Consider the following 18,044-nt stretch of genomic DNA (forward strand, 5'->3'; position numbering starts at 1 on the left):
TCACGATAATGCTAATTTTGCGGTTTGCTCGTGCCGCAAACATTGCGTCCACGCGGCATAAGCGCCATGTGGCGCTCGATTCGAACGCGAAAAGACAGGCATATGACGAAAAACTGGCAACCGCATAGCTGGCGCTCGCACGAGGCCCGCCAGCTTCCCACCTATCGCGACGCCGATGCGCTCGCCGCCGCCGAACGCGAACTCGCGGGCTATCCGCCGCTGGTCTTTGCCGGCGAAGCGCGCGACCTGACCGCCGAGCTTGGCAAGGTTGCCGAAGGCAAGGCGTTCCTGCTGCAGGGCGGCGACTGCGCCGAGAGCTTTGCCGAGTTTCATCCGAACAATATCCGCGACACCTTCCGCGTCCTCCTCCAGATGGCGGTCGTGCTGACCTTCGCGTCGAAGATGCCCGTGGTGAAGCTCGGCCGCATGGCGGGCCAGTTCGCCAAGCCGCGCTCGGCCGACATGGAGGATGTGGGCGGCGTCGAGCTGCCGAGCTATCGCGGAGACATCATCAACGACATCGCATTCGAGGAAGCGGGCCGCGAGCCCGATCCGCAGCGCATGGTCAAGGCGTATAACCAGTCGGCAGCGACGCTGAACCTGCTGCGCGCCTTCGCGAACGGCGGCTATGCGAACCTGCATCAGGTCAACGCCTGGACGCATGATTTCATGGACCGCAGCCCCTGGGCGAAGAAATATCAGGAAACCGCGGCACGCATTTCCGAAGCGCTCGCTTTCATGGAAGCGTGCGGCGTGACGCCCGAGACCGTCCCGCAGATCAAGGGCACCAGCTTCTACACCAGCCACGAGGCGTTGCTGCTCCCCTATGAGCAGGCGCTGACGCGGCAGGACAGCCTGACCGGCGGCTGGTACGACACCTCGGGACACTTCCTGTGGGTCGGCGACCGCACGCGCTTCGAAGGTTCGGCGCATATCGAATATCTGCGCGGTATCGGCAATCCGGTCGGCATGAAATGCGGCCCGAGCCTCGAGCCCGACGTGCTGCTGCGCCTGCTCGACACGCTCAATCCCAATCATGTCGCGGGGCGCATGACGCTGATCACGCGCTATGGTCACGACAAGATCGAGGCGCATCTGCCCAAGCTGGTGCGCGCGGTGAAGGAATCGGGCCACCCCGTCGTCTGGTCGTGCGACCCGATGCACGGCAATGTCATCAAGACGCCCAACGGCTACAAGACGCGCCCCTTCGATCGCATCCTCGCCGAGGTGCGCGGCTTCTTCGCGGTTCACCGCGCCGAGGGCACGCATGGCGGCGGCATCCATATCGAGATGACCGGCCAGAATGTCACCGAATGCACCGGCGGCGCGATGGACGTGACCCAGATGGATCTCGCCGACCGCTATCACACGCATTGCGACCCGCGCCTGAACGCGGGACAGAGCCTCGAACTCGCGTTCCTGCTCGCCGAAATGCTCAATCAGGAAATGGCGGATCGGGCCAAGCAGGCGGCCTGACCCAAAACATTGTTGAGTGTGCCCCCGCGAAGGCGGGGGCCCATCTCCCGCCGTTTGCTTCCGAAATATCCGGTGATGGGTCCCCGTCTTCGCGGGGACACACTTCATTTTTACTTCGCTGTTCCCGGCCAGGCTTTCGTATCGGCGAACGCCCGGCCCAGCGCGACATGCAGGTCGGCGTCCTCGGCCGCGCCGCCGAGCGGGATGGTGTCCGAGAAATTGTCGGTAGCCGTGTGATAATGGCTGCCGAGGAAGGCTTCGAGCAGCTTCATATCCGAAAAGCTGCCGCCGACCATCAGCGAGGTCACGCCCTTGGCGCCGAGCGCCCAGCCATCCTGCCGCTGGATGAAGGCATCGGCCTCGCCATCCTCGTCGAGTTTGCGGCCGAGCTTCGTCGCCGCCTCGCGCACGACAGCATCATAGGCGGGCTTGCCGCGCCCGATCGTCGCGACGGGTGTACCACGCGGCGAAATGGCGATCGTATCGATATTGAGCGCGACGGTGATGTCGGACAGCGGCACCACGGGATGATCGGCAAAATAATGCGCGCCCAGCAGGCCCTTTTCCTCGGCCGTCGTCGCCAGGAAATAAATGTCGCGGTCGGGCCGCGCGCCCTTGCCCAGCCGCTTCGCGACCTCGATCAGCACCGCGATGCCGCTCGCATTGTCGACCGCGCCGTTGCAGATCCGGTCGGCGGTGCCTTCGGATTCGCAAATGCCGAGATGGTCCCAGTGGCCAAGGAACAACACCGCCTTGCCGTCGGGCTTCGCGCCCGGCAGCTTGGCGATCACATTGTTGCTCGCGAAGGGACGAATGGCCGATTGCGTCGCCAGATCGGCGGACACCGGCAACGCCATGCCTTTATAGCCGGGCGACTTCGCGGCTTCGTGCAGCGCATTGCTGTCCTCGCCCGCCTGCTTCAGCAAGGCATCGGCCGCCGCGGGCGACAGGAAGCCGCTCACCGGCGCGCCCGGCTTCGCGTCGGCGAGGCGCATGACCTTGCTGCCCGCGGTCTCGCGCAATTGCTCCCACGGCACGGCGTCGGTCGCGATGACCAGGACCGCGCTCGCACCCGCATCGGCGAGCATCTGGCGCCGTTCGCGATAGCGCGGCAGCTTGTCGCCGAAGGGCGCGTTGTCGAACAACATGATCGCAAGCTTGCCTTTGACATCGGCGTTGACCTTGCCCGCGCCGTCGATGCCATAGCCGACGAAGACCGCCGGGAGGCCGGTCAACGCGGCCGACGGATCGCGCCCGGTCAGGACGATGCCATCGTCCGGCAGCGCGAAATCGCGGCCGCGAACGCTGAACCTCGCGGTACTGCCCAGCCCCTGCGTCTCGACGAAGGGCACCGGCTGGAGCCAGGGCGTCGCGCTGCCCGGCACGGCTTCGAGCCCCGCCTTCGCCCATTCGCCGACGATATAGGCAATGGTGCGATCCTCGCCTTCGGTCCCCGGCGCGCGGCCCTCGAACGCATCGCCCGCAAGTATCTTTATATGGCCAGCGAGCTCGGTTTCGGTGATCGGCGCGTCGACGGGCTTGGCGTGGACGGCGGGGGTGGCAAAGGCCAGGAGGGCGGCGGCCGCGATCGCGGCGCGAAATTTAGTTGCGTGCATGGGGGCGCGGCATGGCACGCCCGCGAAAGCCGGGCAAGCGGCGTTCGTCGAAGGATCGCGGGCGTTGGTCCGGTGCGAAGCGGGACAAGTGAGAGCCGACCTTTACTCCCCTCCGCCTGTGGGAGGAGATGTCAGGCGTGCCCAGCCCGCGCCAGCAACGCCCTTGCCGCCGCGACATGCATATCCTCGATCATCTGGCCGTCGTGGCGCTGCGCTCCGCCGGTCGCCGCCGCCACCAGCGCCTCGGCCGCCGCAATTTCGCGTTCCGACGGTGCGAATGCGCTGTTGCACGGATCGACTTGCGACGGATGGATCAAGGTCTTGCCGTCGAACCCGAGCCGCCGTCCCTCCGCCGCTTCGCTGGCGAAACCCGCGGCATCGTCGATCGCATTATAGACCCCGTCGAACCCCCACGCCCCGGCCGCCCGCGCCGCCAGCACGATTGCCTGAATCGCATGGCTCATCGCGCCGCGGTCCATGCCGCCCGGCAGCTTCAATTCATGCGCGAGGTCGTTGAGCCCCGCGATCAGCCCCGCCACCGCCGGATCGGCGGCGATGTCGCGCGCGGCGTAGATCGCGGTCGGCGTCTCGATCATCGCAAGGATGGGCAGGCCGAGACCGCGCGCGCTTTCGAGGTCGGCGATGGCGTCGACCTTGGGCAGCACCACCGCGTCGAGCGCGAGGCCCGCGACCGCGTTGATGTCCGCCGCCTGATGCTCGCTGCCCGTCCCGTTGATACGCACCGCGACCCGCTTGCCCGGATAGCCCGCCGCGACGGCGGCGCGCATCGCCGCGCGCGCTTCGGCCTTGCGATCGGCGGGGACCGCATCCTCGAGATCGATGATCAACATGTCGGCAGCGAGGCCGGCCGCCTTTTCGAGCGCGCGGGCGTTCGATCCCGGGACATAGAGCAGCGAGCGCGGCGGATAGTCACTTGGCGTCATGCGCTTTTCTGTGGCGCAACCCCGCCATTGCCGCAATAAGGAAGCGGGTTTGCAAAACATCTATTTTGCAGAGAGAGGGGATGATCGATGGAATTCGCACTCGCACTGGTGGTTCTGGCGCTGGTGTTCCTGATCTGGGCGCTGACGCCCGTGCGGCAGGGCTATGCCTATACGATCGAACGCTTCGGTCGCTTTACCCATACGGCGCAGCCGGGGCTCAATTTCATCATGCCGATCTTCGACCGCGTCGGTCGCAAGGTGAACATGATGGAACAGGTGCTCGACATTCCGGGGCAGGAAATCATCACCAAGGACAATGCGATGGTCGCGGTCGACGGCGTCGTCTTTTTCCAGGTGCTCGACGCCGCCAAGGCGGCCTATGAGGTCAGCGACCTCTATCTCTCGATCATGAACCTGACGACGACGAACCTGCGCACCGTGATGGGGTCGATGGACCTCGACGAAACCTTGTCGAAACGCGACGAGATCAACACGCGGCTGCTGCACGTCGTCGACGACGCGACGACGCCGTGGGGCGTCAAGATCACCCGCGTCGAGATCAAGGACATCCGCCCGCCCGCCGATATTTCGAACGCGATGGCGCGGCAGATGAAGGCCGAGCGCGAAAAGCGCGCGAACATCCTCGAAGCCGAAGGCAGCCGCGCGTCCGAAATCCTGCGCGCCGAAGGCCAGAAGCAGAGCCAGATCCTCGAGGCCGAAGGCCGCCGCGAAGCCGCCTTCCGCGACGCCGAAGCCCGCGAACGCGAGGCCGAGGCCGAAGCGAAAGCGACGCAGATGGTGTCGGACGCGATCGCCAACGGCAATGCGCAGGCGATCAATTACTTCATCGCGCAGAAATATGTCGAAGCCGTCGGCCAGTTCGCGACCAGCCCGAACAGCAAGACGATCCTCTTCCCGGTCGAGGCGACGCAGCTGATCGGCACATTGGGCGGCATCGGCGAACTCGCCAAGGACGCGCTCGAACGCAAGGGAGCCTGACATGCCCGACTGGCTGACGAACATGGAACCGCATTGGGCATGGCTCTCGCTCGGCGTCCTGCTCGCCGCGGCCGAGATCGTCGCCCCGGGCTTCTTCCTCATCTGGGTCGGCGCGGCGGCGGTCGTCACCGGCGTCATCGCGTGGGTGATCCCGCTCAGCATCCCCTTCCAGCTCGGTATCTTTGCCGTGCTGGCGTTCGTCGCGCTTTACGGCGGACGCCGCTGGCTGAAGGCGAACCCGATCACGACGACCGACCCGCACCTCAACCAGCGCGGCGGGCGGCTGGTCGGCGAAGTGCTGACGGTCACCAAGGCGATCGAGGACGGCCGCGGCCGCGCCAGGGTCGGCGACGGCGAATGGCCGGTGCGCGGTCCCGACGTCGCCGAAGGGACGAAGGTCCGCGTCGTCAGCGCCGACGGCGGCGTGCTGGTGGTCGAGGCCGCCTAGCCGCCGCGCGGCCGCGAATAGATCGCGACGACATGGCCCAGCGCATCGCTGTCGCCGATAGGCCGGAAACCGAGCTTCGCCCCCACGCGCGCTGACGCGGCATTGCCCGGATCGATGATGCAGCGCACTTCGGCGGCATCGAGATGCGCGTCGGCCCAGCCGAGGATTGCGGTCATCGCCTCGGTCGCATAGCCCGCCCCCCAATGGTCGGCGTCGAACGCCCACCCGGCCTCGGGCACACCTTCGAGTTCGGGGATGCCCCGGCAGAAATAGCTGAGCCCGCCCTGCCCGACCAGCGCATCGCTCGCCCGGTCGGCGAACACCCAGTAACCGAAGCCCATGATCGGCCACAGTCCCGCCGAGCCGAGGAACTTGCCCCAGCTGACGTCGGGCGCACGCGGTTCGCCGCCGATGAAGCGCGTGACGCGCTCGTCGGCCCACATCGCGATATGCGTGTTCTTGTCGGCAAGCCGTCCGGGCCGGAGGCGAAGGCGGTCGGTTTCGATTACGGGTGCGGTGCCTAGCATGGCGGCGGATGTGCCCAATCGCGCGGGTGAGGTCAATCGGGGATCAGATAATGATCGAACAGGTCGTGGAGCACGGCCTTGCCGTCGACCAGCTGCTTCGCGCGCAGCACCGCCAGCGTATCGACACGCGCCAGCACGTCGGCATGTTTCAGCACCACATGATAATGCGGCCGGTCACGAAAATCGTGGAACAGAAAGATGCAGTCGGGCTTGCAGTGGATGATCGACTGCAACAGGCAGGCGACGCGAAAACGCCCGTCGATAAGCACCGCGTCGGGGCTGCCGTTCAGCCCGCGCCAGATTTGCGTGTGATAGCGCGGCCAGTCGCGAAGCCGGCCTTCGTCGGTCGGATAGCCCCATTCGCCGACCGGTCCGATATCGGCATGAAAGGGAGTGAATTCGACCGTTTCGCGCGCCACCTCGGCCTGCACCCGGCCGAGCCAGGCGGGATCGCTGTCGACGCTGACGATCCGCCGCACCTGCCGGGCGGCGACCAGCGTGCTGCCGCCGCAACCGAATTCGAGCAGCGAGCCGAGCCCTGCCAGTTGCAGTTCGAACTGCGTGACTTCCGCCGCGGTCATATGTGGCTGCATGGTCCCCTCCACCGACGAACCGATATGGGACGAACGTCGCCGCGTCCAGCCCGGCCGAATATCGGGGGGACGACTGTGGTCTTTGGGGTGGGGAACTGCCGTTCCGCTATCCGTCATCCCCAACAAAATCTCCGCGGATGAGGAGGCCCAGAAACGGGGAGAGAGAGAGAACCGCTCTGGACCCCCGCAACCGCGGAGACGAAAGGTCAGGCCGCTGCCGCGGCCAATTCGGGTTTCGACGAATGCGCCGGCATGATCGCGTCGGCATAGTCGCTTTCATATTTCTGGATCAGCGCGCGGTCGTCGTGGTTCCACGGGTGGAACCCCGGCATGAAATAGGAAAGCCAGGGGAAGAAGCTCTTGCGCAGCACGCCGGGGGTGCCGAGCAGATACCACCAGATCCGCGCCGTGACGCGCCAACCGGTGAGGCCGTCCTGCTTCAGCAGCGCCTTCATGCCCTTGACGCGCTTCGGCCAGAAACGCGTGGTGACGAGGATCATCATCAGCGACTTCGCGCGCCAGCGCCGGAACCGGCTCCAGTCCTTCGTCGCGTGGAGCCAGGTGTCGTAGGCGACGCCCTTGTGCTCGATTTCCTCGATCGCGTGCCATTTCCACAGCGCCGCCCATTCGGGTTCGGCGCCCGCGTACATGCTGTCCTCACGCAACATCACCGCCGCCATCATTGCGGTATAATGTTCGAGCGCGATCGTCGCCATCAGATTGACGATCTGCGGACGCGTCTTGATCAGGTCGAGCACCTGGTTGACGTCGTCCTCGAGCTCGCTGAGGTCATAGCCCGCCTCCGCCGCCTTCTTGTTGAAGACGACATGCTCGCGGCTGTGGATCACTTCCTGCTGGGTAAAGGCGCGGATTTCGCGCGCCAGCTTATCGGGAACGCCGTCGCGGTGCGCTTTCACCGCCTCGATGAACATCGCCTCGCCGCGCGGAAAGGTCACCGACAGCGCGGTGTGGAAGGCCGAGGCGATCGGATCGCCGTTCAGCCACCAGCGGCCCTGCCGGTCGTCGCGGCCAAAGCGCATGTCGCGCGGCGTGATCGACAGATTGGCGGGGGTCGGCGACTGGGAAAGGCTGGACATATGATGCTCACCGTCGGAATAGGGAAGTCGGGCGTGGGGACGCCTGTGGGGTAAAAGTTAAAGGTTACTTACAGTGGTGTCAATAGCAAAGAAGCGCCTGAGCCCGGAGGAGAGCCGGTCGGCCGCGCTCGAGGCCGCACGCCAGATCCTGATCGAAATGGGACCCGCGGCCGTAACGTTGAAGGCAGTCGCGGCGCGGATCGACCGGACGCACGCCAACCTGCTGCATCATTTCGGTAGCGCCGCGGGGCTGCAAAAGGCGCTCGCGGCCTATCAGGCCGAGACGGTGTGCGCGACGATCGGCCAGAAGATGGCCGAATCGGCGCCCGGCGAGCGCAATGTGCGCGAGATCGTCGACCTCGCCTTCGACGCGTTCAACGGCGGCGGCGCGGGCGCGCTCGCGACCTGGATGGCCGCCACGGGCAATGACGATGCGCTCGACCCGATCGTCGATGCGATCCACCGGCTGATCGACGGCATGGCGCCGGACGCGCACGAAAAGCGCCTGATGCACGAGGATACGCTTGCGCTCGTGCTGATGGCGCTCGGCGACGCGCAACTCGGTGGCCCGATGGCCGAAGCGCTGGACCTGCCGCGCGACACGTCGCGCGTCCTCGCGACCGAACTGATCACCGGGCGGATCGCCAAATTCTGGGCCGAACATGGCGGCAAGCCGCAGGACTAAGCCGCTGGCAATTTTGTTGCGCGCGGGCTAAGGGACCGCCCACCCCTCCTCCCCGTTCGTGTCGAGCGAAGTCGAGACACCCCACGGGTAAGCACGGCCGAGGGGCATCTCGACTTCGCTCGATGCGAACGGAATTTGTACGTAGCGCTCTGACCAGCCGCCCAAAGGCCCCACCATGCATTTCCTCGACCAAGCCAAGATCTTCATCAAGTCCGGCGACGGCGGCCCCGGAGCCGTGTCGTTCCGGCGCGAAAAATATGTCGAATATGGCGGCCCCGACGGCGGCAACGGCGGCAAGGGCGGCGATATCGTCTTCGAAGCGGTCGCCGGTCTCAACACGCTGATCGACTTTCGCTACACGCAGCATTTCAAGGCGAAACGCGGCACCCCCGGCGCGGGCCGCGACCGCACCGGTGCGGGCGGCCCCGACCTCGTCATCCAGGTGCCGATCGGCACCCAGATCCTCGACGACGACGAGGATCGCAGCCTGCTCGCCGACCTGACCAAAGAGGGCGAACGCCTCCACTTCCTGCGCGGCGGCGACGGCGGCCGCGGCAATGCGAGCTACAAGACGTCGACCAACCGCGCGCCGCGCCAGCACGGGCCGGGCTGGCCGGGCGAAGAGGCATGGGTTTGGCTCCGCCTCAAGCTGCTCGCCGACGCAGGCCTTGTCGGGCTGCCCAATGCCGGCAAGTCGACCTTCATCAACGCGGTGACCAACGCGCAGGCGAAGGTCGGCGCCTATGCCTTCACCACGCTGCGCCCGCAGCTCGGCGTCGTGAGCCACAAGGGGCATGAGTTCGTCGTTGCCGACATCCCCGGGCTGATCGCGGGCGCCGCCGAGGGCGCCGGGGTCGGCGACCGCTTCCTGGGTCATATCGAACGCTGCCGCGTCCTGCTGCACCTCGTCGACGCGAACGACGAGGATGTCGCGACAAGCTATCGTATCGTGCGCGACGAACTCGAAGCCTATGGCGCCGACCTGATCGACAAGCCGGTGATCGTCGCGCTCAACAAGACCGACACGCTCGACGACGAACTGATCGCGGCACTGTCGGCCGAGCTCGAAGCCGAAAGCGGCCATCCGGTGATGGCGCTGTCGGGCGCGAGCGGCGCGGGCGTGCCCGCGGTACTCGACAAGCTGCTCGAAGCGATCGGCCATCCCGAACCCGGCGAGGACGAAAGCGATGAAGCGGCCGGCTGGTCACCGCTCTAGGCCATCGGAACAAAACCCACCGCGGGGGATTTCATGCGGAACAACAAGGATTTCGCATGACCTGTAACCGCAAACTCCCTGCCCTTTTGCTTGCAACATTGGCCATGGCTTCGATGCCGGCAGCCGCACAGGAAAACGGCGAGGGCGGGGAAAAGCGCACGCGGCTGATCCTCGGTCCGCAGCTGTCGCCGTCGTGGCCGGGCGCGGACAAGTTCAGCGTCGGCCCCTATGTCGACATCTCGCGCACCCGCGACGCCGAATTCACCTTCGAGGCGCCCGATGAAAGCTTCGGCTCGCCCCTCGTCCGCTCGGGCAACTTCGCCTTCGGGCCGGCCTTCGGCTTCATCGGCAAGCGCAAGGCGTCCGACATCGGCGCCGACCTTCCCAAGGTCGGTTTTTCGTTCGAGGCGGGAGGTTTTGCGCAGGCGCATCTGACCCCCGCGATCCGCGTCCGCCTCGAAGGTCGCAAGGGCCTGAGCGGTCACAAGGGCTGGGTCGGCGAAGTCAGCGCCGATTATATCGCGCGCGAGGGCGACGACTGGCTCTTTTCTATCGGTCCGCGCGTCACGCTTGGCGATGCGAAATACACCCGCGCCTATTTCGGCGTTACCCCCGCCGCCGCGCTGACGTCGGGTCTTCCCGCCTATGACCCCGGCGGCGGCGTCCAGTCGGTGGGCGTCACTGCGGGGTACCACCGTATGCTCGGCAAGAATTGGGGCATCGCCGTCTACGGCCGTTACGACCGGCTCGTCGGCGACGCAGCGGATTCGCCCGTGACGCGCCAGCTCGGTTCGCGAAGCCAGCCGTCGGGCGGCATCGCGCTCAGCTATACGTTCGGCGGGTCGCGTTAAGCTAAGGATTGGCGCGGGCTCCGGCACGCGCTATCGGCGGCGGCATGTTGTTCGCGCCCGCCTCCTGCCCCCGGCTGATCGTCAAGATCGGATCGGCCCTGCTCGTCGATCCGTCGGGCGCGGTGAGGCGCGACTGGCTCGTCGGCATCGCCGCCGACATCGCCGAACGAACGCGCGCGGGCCAGCAGGTTGCCGTCGTCTCGTCGGGCGCGATCGCGCTCGGGGCGCGGCGGCTCGGTTTGGCCAAGGGGGGGCGCGGGACGCTCGAGGATGCGCAGGCGGCCGCCGCGACTGGGCAGATCGCGCTATCGCAGGTCTGGGCCGAGGTGCTCGGCGCCGAGGGACTGACCGCGGCGCAGATGCTGGTGACGCTCGACGATCTCGAACATCGCCGCCGCTATCTCAACGCCGCGGCAACGCTCGACCGGCTGCTCAGCCTCGGCGTCGTGCCGATCATCAACGAGAATGACAGCGTCGCGACCGAGGAAATCCGGTTTGGCGACAACGATCGGCTCGCTGCGCGCGTGGCGCAGGCCGCCGCCGCAGGCGGCGTCATCCTGCTGTCGGACATCGACGGGCTTTATGACCGCAATCCGGCGCAAGAGGGCGCGGTCCATATCGCGCGGATCGAGCGCATCGACGCGGGGATCGAGGCGATGGCCGATACCGGGTCGGCGTCGGGCATGGGATCGGGCGGCATGGTGTCGAAGATCGCCGCGGCGCGCATCGCCAACGCCGCGGGCGCGCATCTGGCGATCGCGTCGGGCCGGATCGACCGGCCGCTGTCGACCGAAGCACGGCACAGCCTGTTCGTTGCCGACAAGGGCGCGAGCGCGCGCAAGGCCTGGCTCGCGGGCGGCCTCACCGCCAAGGGGCGGGTCGAGATCGACGCCGGTGCCGCCAAGGCGCTGCAAGGCGGTGCGAGCCTGCTCGCGGCGGGCGTGACGGCGGTCAGCGGCAGCTTCGCGCGCGGCGACATCCTCGACATCGCCGGCCCCGACGGACGCGTCATCGCGCGCGGCCTGTCCGAATATCCGGGCGCCGACGCCGCGAACATCGTCGGCCTCGGCCGCGACGCGCAGGAGGCGGCGCTCGGCTATGCACCGCGCAGCGCGATGGTCCACCGCGACCATATGGTCCTCTTGTGACCCGGCGCGTGCTCGCGATGACCGGGGCAACCGGCTTCGTCGGCGGCGCTACGATGCGACACGCGCTCGCGGCGGGATGGCAGGTGCGCGCCCTCACCCGCCGGCCACAGCCCGAACGCGAAGGCGTCACATGGATTGCCGGAGCGCTCGACGACAAGGACAGCCTCGCCAAAATGGCGGCAGGCGCCGATGTCGTCATGCATATCGCCGGCGTGGTCAATGTTCCCACCCGCGCCGCGTTCGAGGCCGGAAATGCGACCGCTACCGCCCATGTCGTCGACGCCGCGCGCGGCGCCGGCGTCACGCGCTTCGTCCACGTTTCCTCGCTCGCCGCGCGCGAGCCCGGCATCTCCAACTATGGCTGGTCGAAGGAACGCGCCGAAGCCGTCGTCATCGCCAGCGGTCTCGACTGGACGATCATACGCCCGCCTGCAGTCTTCGGCCCCGGCGACACCGAAATGCTCGACCTGTTCCGCATGGCGCGGCGCGGCATCGCACTGGTCCCGAACGGGCGCATGTCGGCGATCTATGTCGACGAGCTTGCGCGCCTGCTCGTCGCGCTCGCGGCCGATCGCGGCGCCAGCATCGGCCAGATCTACGAACCCGACGACGGCAAGCCCACCGGCTGGTCGCATCGCAGCTTTGCCCGCGCGGTCGCGCGTGCGGTGGGACGGCAGCGGCTGTCGACGCTCGCGACGCCCGCCATGCTGCTCAAGGCGGGCGGCCGCATCGACAAGCTGGTGCGCCGCGGCCGCGCCAAGCTGACCCCCGACCGCGCCCGCTATATCGCGCACCCCGACTGGGTCGCGACCGAAGGCGCCCACCCGCCCGCGACCCTCTGGCGTCCCGAGCTCGATACCGAAGACGCGCTCGCCGAAACCGTGCGCTGGTATCGCCGCGAAGGCTGGCTCTGACGTCGCCCGTGGGGTGTCGCCGTTCGCCCGTCGAAGCGTGCATTGCCAAGGGCGAGGCGCATCCCTAGGTTCGCGAACATGACCGACACGACCGCGACCCCTCCGAACGACCCCGCCGGCCCCTGGGCTATTCCCGTACGCCGCCCGCTCCCCGGCGACGACAAACCCAGATCGACCACCAGCTTTCCGCGCAAGGTCTGGAACCTGCTCGTCGCGATCAAGGACGGGCTCGCGCTGATCTTCCTGCTGCTCTTCTTCGTCGCGTTGTTCGGCTTGCTTTCGGGGCGCCCGAATGCGGGGCTGCCCGTCAGCCAGGGTGCGCTGCTGGTCGAACTCAACGGCATCGTCAGCGAGCAGCCCGCCGAGGTCGATCCGCTCGCGGCGCTGTCGGGCGGCGCTGAGCTCAAGGAAATCCGCGTCCGCGACGTCGTCCACGCGCTCGAAACCGCCGCCGACGACAAGCGTGTGACCTCGGTCGTGCTCGACCTCGACCGCTTCCTTGGCGGCGGGCAGGTCTCGCTCGCAGAAATCGGCGCCGCAGTCGACAAGGTGCGCGCGAAGAAAAAACCGGTGCTCGCCTTCGCGACCGCCTACACGACCGACAGCTACCAGATCGCATCGCACGCGAGCGAAATCTGGGCCGACGGCATCGGCGGCGTCGCGATCGCCGGACCCGGCGGATCGCGCCTCTATTATAAGGGGCTGATGGACCGGCTCGGCATCACCGCGCATATCTACCGCGTCGGCACCTTCAAAAGCGCGGTCGAACCCTATCTGCGCAGCGACCAGTCGCCCGAAGCCAAGGAAGCCGACCTCGCCTATGCCAGCGTGCTGTGGGACAACTGGCTGAGCGACGTCAAAAAGGCGCGCCCCGCGGCCAAGGTCGACGCGTTCATCGCCGACACCGCAGGCGCGGTGCAGGCGGCGGGCAACGACCTGTCGAAAGCATCGGTCGACGCCGGGCTGATCGACAAGGTCGGGAGCCGCATGGCGTTCAACACGCGCGTCGCCGAAATCAGCGGAGCGGCGGACGACAGCAAGCCGTGGGAATATAATGCGATCCCGCTCGAAAACTGGGTCGCCGCGAATCCGCCGGCGACGAATGGCAGCGCGATCGCAGTCGTCCCCGTCATCGGCGAAATCGTCGACGGCGAAGCGCCGAGCGGCGTCGCGGGCGGCGAAACCGTCGCGCAGCATATCCTCGACGCCGCGGCCGATAGCAGCATCAAGGCGATCGTGCTTCGCGTCGATTCCCCCGGCGGGTCGGTCCTCGCGTCCGAGGAAATCCGGCAGGCACTGCTCGCCGCCAAGGCGAAGAAGCTGCCGGTCGTCGTGTCGATGGCGAATGTCGCCGCGTCGGGCGGCTACTGGATCGCGACCCCCGCCGACCGCATCTTTGCCGAGCCCGAGACGATCACCGGATCGATCGGCGTGTTCGGCATCCTGCCGAGTTTCGATCAGGCGCTCGCCAAGATCGGGGTCACTGCAGACGGCATCGCGACCACGCCGCTGTCGGGCCAGCCCGACCTGTTCGGCGGCGTGAACGACGAATTCAACGCGCTGGCACAGGCGAGCGTCGAGGATATCTATGGCCGCTTTACCGGGCTTGTCGCCAAGAGCCGCAAACAGCCGATCGAGAAGGTCCGCACGATTGCCGAGGGGCGCGTATGGGCGGGCGGCACCGCGCGCCAGATCGGCCTCGTCGACCAGTTCGGCGGGCTGCCCGACGCGCTGAAGGCCGCAGCGAAGCTCGCGAAGCTCGACGGCGAGTTCCACGCCAAATATTTCGAGGACGAGCCGAGCGAATTTTCGAAGATGCTCGCGAGCTGGTCGGGCGCCGAAGAGGAAACCGCGGCGCTGCCACGCGGCTGGTTCGGCATCGCGGCGATGAACCGCCAGCTCACCGAACGGCGGCTGGTGCAGGACCTGACGATGCTGACGCAGGCGGGGTCGGTACAGGCATCGTGCCTCGATTGCCGCGCCTATCTGCCCGCCGTGCCGAGGCCGGCCCAGACCGAAACCAAGGGCTTTTTCGCGACGATGGCGCTGTTGCTGCGCTAAGTCTTCCGCCCCGCTTGGGGGAAGGAAGACTTACGCCGCGACAGCGGTGGTGTCGTTGATATGCGCGGCGATCGCATCGGCCAGCCTGTCGACGAGCGCCAGCGGCAGGTCGTGACCCATGCCCGGTATCGTCAGCAGCCGCGCCCCCGCGATATTGTCCGCCGTGTCGCGCCCGCCGGGGAGCGGGACGAGCGGATCGTCCTCGCCATGGATGACGAGCGTCGGCGCCTTGATGTCCTTGAGCATCGCACGCCGGTCGCCGTCGGCGACGATCGCCGCCATCTGGCGCGCGACACCCTGCGGGTACCAGCCGCGTTCGAAATCGTTGCGCACGCGGCGCTGGAGCCGGTCTTCGGCCGACGGATAGCCGGGGCTTCCGATGACGCGCGCGGCATTGACCGAGTAAGCGATGAGCGCTTCCTTGTCGCCGCTCATCGGGCGATTGGCGAGCACGCGCATCGCCTCTTTCTGCGCGCGGGGCAGGCGGCGGTTGCCCGTCGTCGACATCACCGACGTCAGCGACAGCACGCGCTGCGGATAGCGCGCCGCGATATGCTGCGAAATCATGCCGCCCATCGACACGCCGACGATGTGCGCGCGCGCGATGCCGAGATGATCGAGCAATCCGATCCCGTCGGCCGCCATGTCAGCGAGCGTATAGGCCGAACGCACCGGCAGGCCGATGACCGATTTGACGATCATCCATTTCACATTGGGAATACCCGCCGCCTCGAACCGCGTCGACAGGCCGACGTCGCGATTGTCGTAACGGATCGTACGGAAACCGCGGTCGTTGAGCGCATCGACGAATTCGTCGGGCCAGAGCGTCAACTGGCCGCCGAGCCCCATGACCAGCAATATGACCGGCGCATCGCGCGGCCCCTTGTCCTCGTAAGTGATGCTGATGCCGTTTACGGTCGCCTGCTCGGTCTGCATGAAAATCCTTTAGGTCGAAGAATCTAGCTCGCCGTTGCGGGCTTATAATGCGCGGCGTCGGAGGTAAATTCGGCGCGGCCATATTCGGCGAGCTGGCGCTCGATCCGGTGGACGAGACGGCGATCGGCGAGATGCCGGATGACCGGCAGGCGCGAGGCGACGCGGTACGCGGCCATCCGCCCCGCAATGCCGAGCATCGTCGCGCCATAGATGAGATGATCGCGGCGCCGCACAGGCACGCCGACATTCGCTGCGCGCTCCTCGTCGCCGGCAAGGAAGGCTTTGACGAAGAAGACGCGGCTGACCGAATATTCGAGACGGCGCTTCACCTGCCCCTTCGGCGAACGATCCTTCGACAGTTCGGCGTCCATCGTCGCGCGCAGCAGCCCGCCGCAGACCACATCGTCATATTCGTAGCGGAGTGTCGCGCTGCGCGTGCGCCAGATGCGGACGATCTCCTGCGGCGTGTCGGCAAGCAGATCCTCGGGCAAGCCGAGCAGATAGCAGCGATAGCGCGCGAGCTCGACCCGCCCGCGTTCGAGCCGGGTAAAACTGGTGCGACCCTTCGCCAGCACTTCCTGCGACAGGAAATAGACGGGGATCAGCCCCGCGGGCATCTGGTCGAGCTGCGGGATCGGCATGCCATAGGTGTCGGCGTCCCACATGCCGGGGCGCGACAACACATTGATGCGTACCATCGAGTGCATCAGTCGCACCATCGCCGCCGCCTTGAAGCCCGCACCATAGCGGTCGAGCGCGCCGGGCAGCGCCGTCGTCGCGAAGAAGGTCGCGGTTTCCTTCACCCGCCGTGCCGCGGTCGCATGGCCGAGCGTGCCGGTCAGCGCCATCGGCAGCGCCGAATATTTGTTGAGGAAGGTCGCGATGAACGCGCCGCGGATCAGGAAGGGCGAGAGGTTCGCGGTCGCGTTGCGCTCATAGGCAGCGCCCTCCTCGACCAGCCCCATGTCGAGCCAGTCGGGTTTCTGCTCCATTTCGCGGATCAGCGCGACCAGCTCGGGCGGTGCGTCCGCAACCGCTTCGATACCCTTGTCGCACGCATCGACCAGCATCGCGACGGTGCGCTGGAAACCGTAGCGCGGCATCAGCGCGGCATAGGCATCGCCCGCCCGGTCGCCGAGCATCGTATATTCGCGAATGCGGCCGAGCAGGTCGGGGTCGTCCAGATAGTCGGCGCGATCGATGCTGCGGACGCGGCTGAGCTCGCTCACCGCATCGGCTTCGGGCGCCCAGCGCTCGGGCGCCTTGTCGAAATCGAAACGGCCGAACAGCTCGGGCAAGGCATCCGCCTGACCCCGCACCCGGCATGCGATGGTGCTGACATCCATGTTCATAAAGCGAAACTGCCACAGTTTCGCGATTTGGCAAGCCTGTCGCTTCTCTTAGGCTTTCGGCCCGCGATAGGCGGGCAGCGCAAGCGACCAATGGATCGCCGCCCCGCGCAGGACGAAGCCCGCGACCGCGCCTGCGACAGCCGCAACGGGCGTTCCCGTCCCCAGCCACTGCAAAAGCAGGAACAGCCCCGAGGCGAGCGCCGCTGCCGTCACATAGACTTCGGGCCGCATGATGATCGACGGCACCCCGGCGAGGATGTCGCGGATCGTGCCGCCGACGCAGCCGGTAATGACGCCCATCATAAGCGCAGGCACCGGCGGGACGCCCCACGCGAGCGCCTTCGCGGTCCCGAACACGGCATAGGCGGCAAGCCCGACGGCGTCGGCCCACTCGAGCAATTGCCCGCGCCACCAATGTTCGGGCGTCAGCCAGACGATCAGCGCGATCGCGATGCACACCGCGGCGATAGCGCCATCCTGGACCCAAAACACCGGCGCGCCGATCAAGAGGTCGCGCACGCTGCCCCCGCCGACGCCGGTGACGAGCGCGAAGAAGGCGGCAGTCACGAGCGTCTGGCGCAGCCGCACCGCCATCAGCGCGCCCGACAGCGCGAAGACGCCGATGCCGACAAGGTCGAGCAGGCGGACGAGCGTTTGTGTATCCATCGCGCGCCGCGCTATCATCGCGCGCGATACGGCACAATGGAGAGGAGGCCGCGATGGAAGGCGGATGCACTTGCGGCGCGGTTCGTTACCGGATGAACTCGGCCCCGATGATCGTCCACTGCTGCCATTGCCGCTGGTGTCAGCGCGAGACGGGCAGCGCCTTCGTGATCAATGCGGTGATCGAGAGCGACCGGCTCGAGGTCGAAGGGGTGGTCGACCCGGTGATGACGCCGTCCGAAAGCGGCAAGGGGCAGGAGATCATCCGCTGCCCGGCGTGCCGGGTCGCGCTCTGGAGCCATTATCCGACCTCGGGTCGCCGCTCGTCCTTCGTCCGCGTCGGCACGCTCGACGACCCCGACCGATATCCGCCCGACGTGCATATCTTCACGCGCAGCAAACAGCCGTGGGTCGTGCTGCCCGCCGATGTGAAAGTCTTTCCGGATTTCTATCCGTCGCCCGAAGGCGTGTGGACCACCGACGCGCAGCGCCGGTGGCAGGTGATGATGGCGGGCTGA

The 18,044-nt window shown here is 67.1% G+C and carries 18 protein-coding genes; 10 read left to right on the forward strand and 8 right to left on the reverse strand.

Annotated features, from left to right (window positions below; translation table 11 throughout):
* Positions 1 to 102: 102 nt before the first annotated feature.
* Positions 103 to 1,476 carry a class II 3-deoxy-7-phosphoheptulonate synthase gene (locus VGU00_RS02810; RefSeq protein ID WP_327465274.1) on the forward strand — a complete coding sequence of 458 codons (1,374 nt, stop codon included), beginning with the start codon at positions 103 to 105 and terminating at the stop codon, positions 1,474 to 1,476.
* Between the two features lie 110 nt (positions 1,477 to 1,586).
* On the opposite strand, the gene VGU00_RS02815 is transcribed toward VGU00_RS02810, so the two are convergent.
* A complete protein-coding gene (locus VGU00_RS02815; protein WP_327465276.1) occupies positions 1,587 to 3,092 on the reverse strand; it encodes a M28 family peptidase in 1,506 nt (501 codons plus the stop codon).
* A 131-nt stretch (positions 3,093 to 3,223) separates the two neighbouring features.
* On the reverse strand, positions 3,224 to 4,036 hold the full coding sequence (locus tag VGU00_RS02820) for a CoA ester lyase (RefSeq protein ID WP_327465278.1): 813 nt from the start codon (positions 4,034 to 4,036) through the stop codon (positions 3,224 to 3,226).
* Between the two features lie 87 nt (positions 4,037 to 4,123).
* Between VGU00_RS02820 and VGU00_RS02825 the strand changes: the two genes are divergently transcribed.
* Both VGU00_RS02825 and VGU00_RS02830 read left to right on the forward strand, forming a co-directional pair.
* A complete protein-coding gene (locus VGU00_RS02825; RefSeq protein WP_327465280.1) occupies positions 4,124 to 5,035 on the forward strand; it encodes an SPFH domain-containing protein in 912 nt (303 codons plus the stop codon).
* Position 5,036: 1 nt separating this feature from the next.
* Positions 5,037 to 5,483, forward strand: coding sequence for an NfeD family protein (locus VGU00_RS02830; protein WP_327465282.1), 447 nt, complete (start codon positions 5,037 to 5,039; stop codon positions 5,481 to 5,483).
* Here VGU00_RS02830 and VGU00_RS02835 read toward each other — a convergent pair.
* From VGU00_RS02835 to VGU00_RS02845, 3 genes are all read right to left on the reverse strand, one after another.
* Positions 5,480 to 6,010 (reverse strand): GNAT family N-acetyltransferase, encoded by a 531-nt coding sequence (locus VGU00_RS02835; RefSeq protein WP_327465284.1) that lies wholly within the window; start codon positions 6,008 to 6,010, stop codon positions 5,480 to 5,482. The genes VGU00_RS02830 and VGU00_RS02835 overlap by 4 nt on opposite strands.
* A 32-nt stretch (positions 6,011 to 6,042) precedes the next feature.
* A complete protein-coding gene (locus VGU00_RS02840; protein ID WP_327465286.1) occupies positions 6,043 to 6,603 on the reverse strand; it encodes a hypothetical protein in 561 nt (186 codons plus the stop codon).
* Between the two features lie 206 nt (positions 6,604 to 6,809).
* Positions 6,810 to 7,700: a metal-dependent hydrolase gene (locus VGU00_RS02845; RefSeq protein WP_327465288.1), complete on the reverse strand. Its 891-nt coding sequence runs from the start codon at positions 7,698 to 7,700 to the stop codon at positions 6,810 to 6,812.
* Positions 7,701 to 7,776: 76 nt separating this feature from the next.
* Here VGU00_RS02845 and VGU00_RS02850 point away from each other — a divergent pair, with 76 nt between their 5' ends.
* The 6 genes from VGU00_RS02850 to sppA all read left to right on the forward strand — a co-directional run bounded on the left by VGU00_RS02850 (position 7,777) and on the right by sppA (position 14,575).
* Entirely contained in the window at positions 7,777 to 8,385 is a 609-nt protein-coding gene (locus tag VGU00_RS02850) for a TetR/AcrR family transcriptional regulator (RefSeq protein ID WP_327465769.1), read from the forward strand.
* A 175-nt stretch (positions 8,386 to 8,560) separates the two neighbouring features.
* Complete coding sequence (gene obgE / locus VGU00_RS02855) at positions 8,561 to 9,601, forward strand: GTPase ObgE (RefSeq protein ID WP_327465290.1); 1,041 nt, start codon at positions 8,561 to 8,563, stop codon at positions 9,599 to 9,601.
* A gap of 104 nt (positions 9,602 to 9,705) precedes the next feature.
* The gene (locus tag VGU00_RS02860; RefSeq protein WP_327465292.1) at positions 9,706 to 10,452 is read left to right on the forward strand and encodes a MipA/OmpV family protein; all 747 of its coding nucleotides are present in this window, start codon (positions 9,706 to 9,708) and stop codon (positions 10,450 to 10,452) included.
* A 44-nt stretch (positions 10,453 to 10,496) separates the two neighbouring features.
* Entirely contained in the window at positions 10,497 to 11,600 is a 1,104-nt protein-coding gene (proB, locus tag VGU00_RS02865) for a glutamate 5-kinase (protein WP_327465294.1), read from the forward strand.
* A 17-nt stretch (positions 11,601 to 11,617) separates the two neighbouring features.
* Positions 11,618 to 12,514, forward strand: a complete 897-nt coding sequence (locus tag VGU00_RS02870; protein WP_327465296.1) for an NAD-dependent epimerase/dehydratase family protein — start codon at positions 11,618 to 11,620, stop codon at positions 12,512 to 12,514.
* Positions 12,515 to 12,592: 78 nt separating this feature from the next.
* Positions 12,593 to 14,575: a signal peptide peptidase SppA gene (gene sppA / locus VGU00_RS02875; protein ID WP_327465298.1), complete on the forward strand. Its 1,983-nt coding sequence runs from the start codon at positions 12,593 to 12,595 to the stop codon at positions 14,573 to 14,575.
* Between the two features lie 30 nt (positions 14,576 to 14,605).
* On the opposite strand, the gene VGU00_RS02880 is transcribed toward sppA, so the two are convergent.
* The 3 genes from VGU00_RS02880 to VGU00_RS02890 are packed head-to-tail and all read right to left on the reverse strand — an operon-like array spanning position 14,606 to position 17,529.
* Positions 14,606 to 15,511 carry an alpha/beta fold hydrolase gene (locus tag VGU00_RS02880; RefSeq protein WP_327465300.1) on the reverse strand — a complete coding sequence of 302 codons (906 nt, stop codon included), beginning with the start codon at positions 15,509 to 15,511 and terminating at the stop codon, positions 14,606 to 14,608.
* A 23-nt stretch (positions 15,512 to 15,534) separates the two neighbouring features.
* Positions 15,535 to 16,863: an oxygenase MpaB family protein gene (locus VGU00_RS02885; protein WP_327465302.1), complete on the reverse strand. Its 1,329-nt coding sequence runs from the start codon at positions 16,861 to 16,863 to the stop codon at positions 15,535 to 15,537.
* Positions 16,864 to 16,911: 48 nt separating this feature from the next.
* Positions 16,912 to 17,529 carry a trimeric intracellular cation channel family protein gene (locus VGU00_RS02890; protein ID WP_327465304.1) on the reverse strand — a complete coding sequence of 206 codons (618 nt, stop codon included), beginning with the start codon at positions 17,527 to 17,529 and terminating at the stop codon, positions 16,912 to 16,914.
* A gap of 53 nt (positions 17,530 to 17,582) precedes the next feature.
* Between VGU00_RS02890 and VGU00_RS02895 the strand changes: the two genes are divergently transcribed.
* A complete protein-coding gene (locus tag VGU00_RS02895) occupies positions 17,583 to 18,044 on the forward strand; it encodes a GFA family protein (RefSeq protein ID WP_327465306.1) in 462 nt (153 codons plus the stop codon).

The sequence above is a fragment of the Sphingopyxis sp. genome (assembly GCF_035944815.1).
Taxonomy (GTDB): Bacteria; Pseudomonadota; Alphaproteobacteria; order Sphingomonadales; family Sphingomonadaceae; genus Sphingopyxis.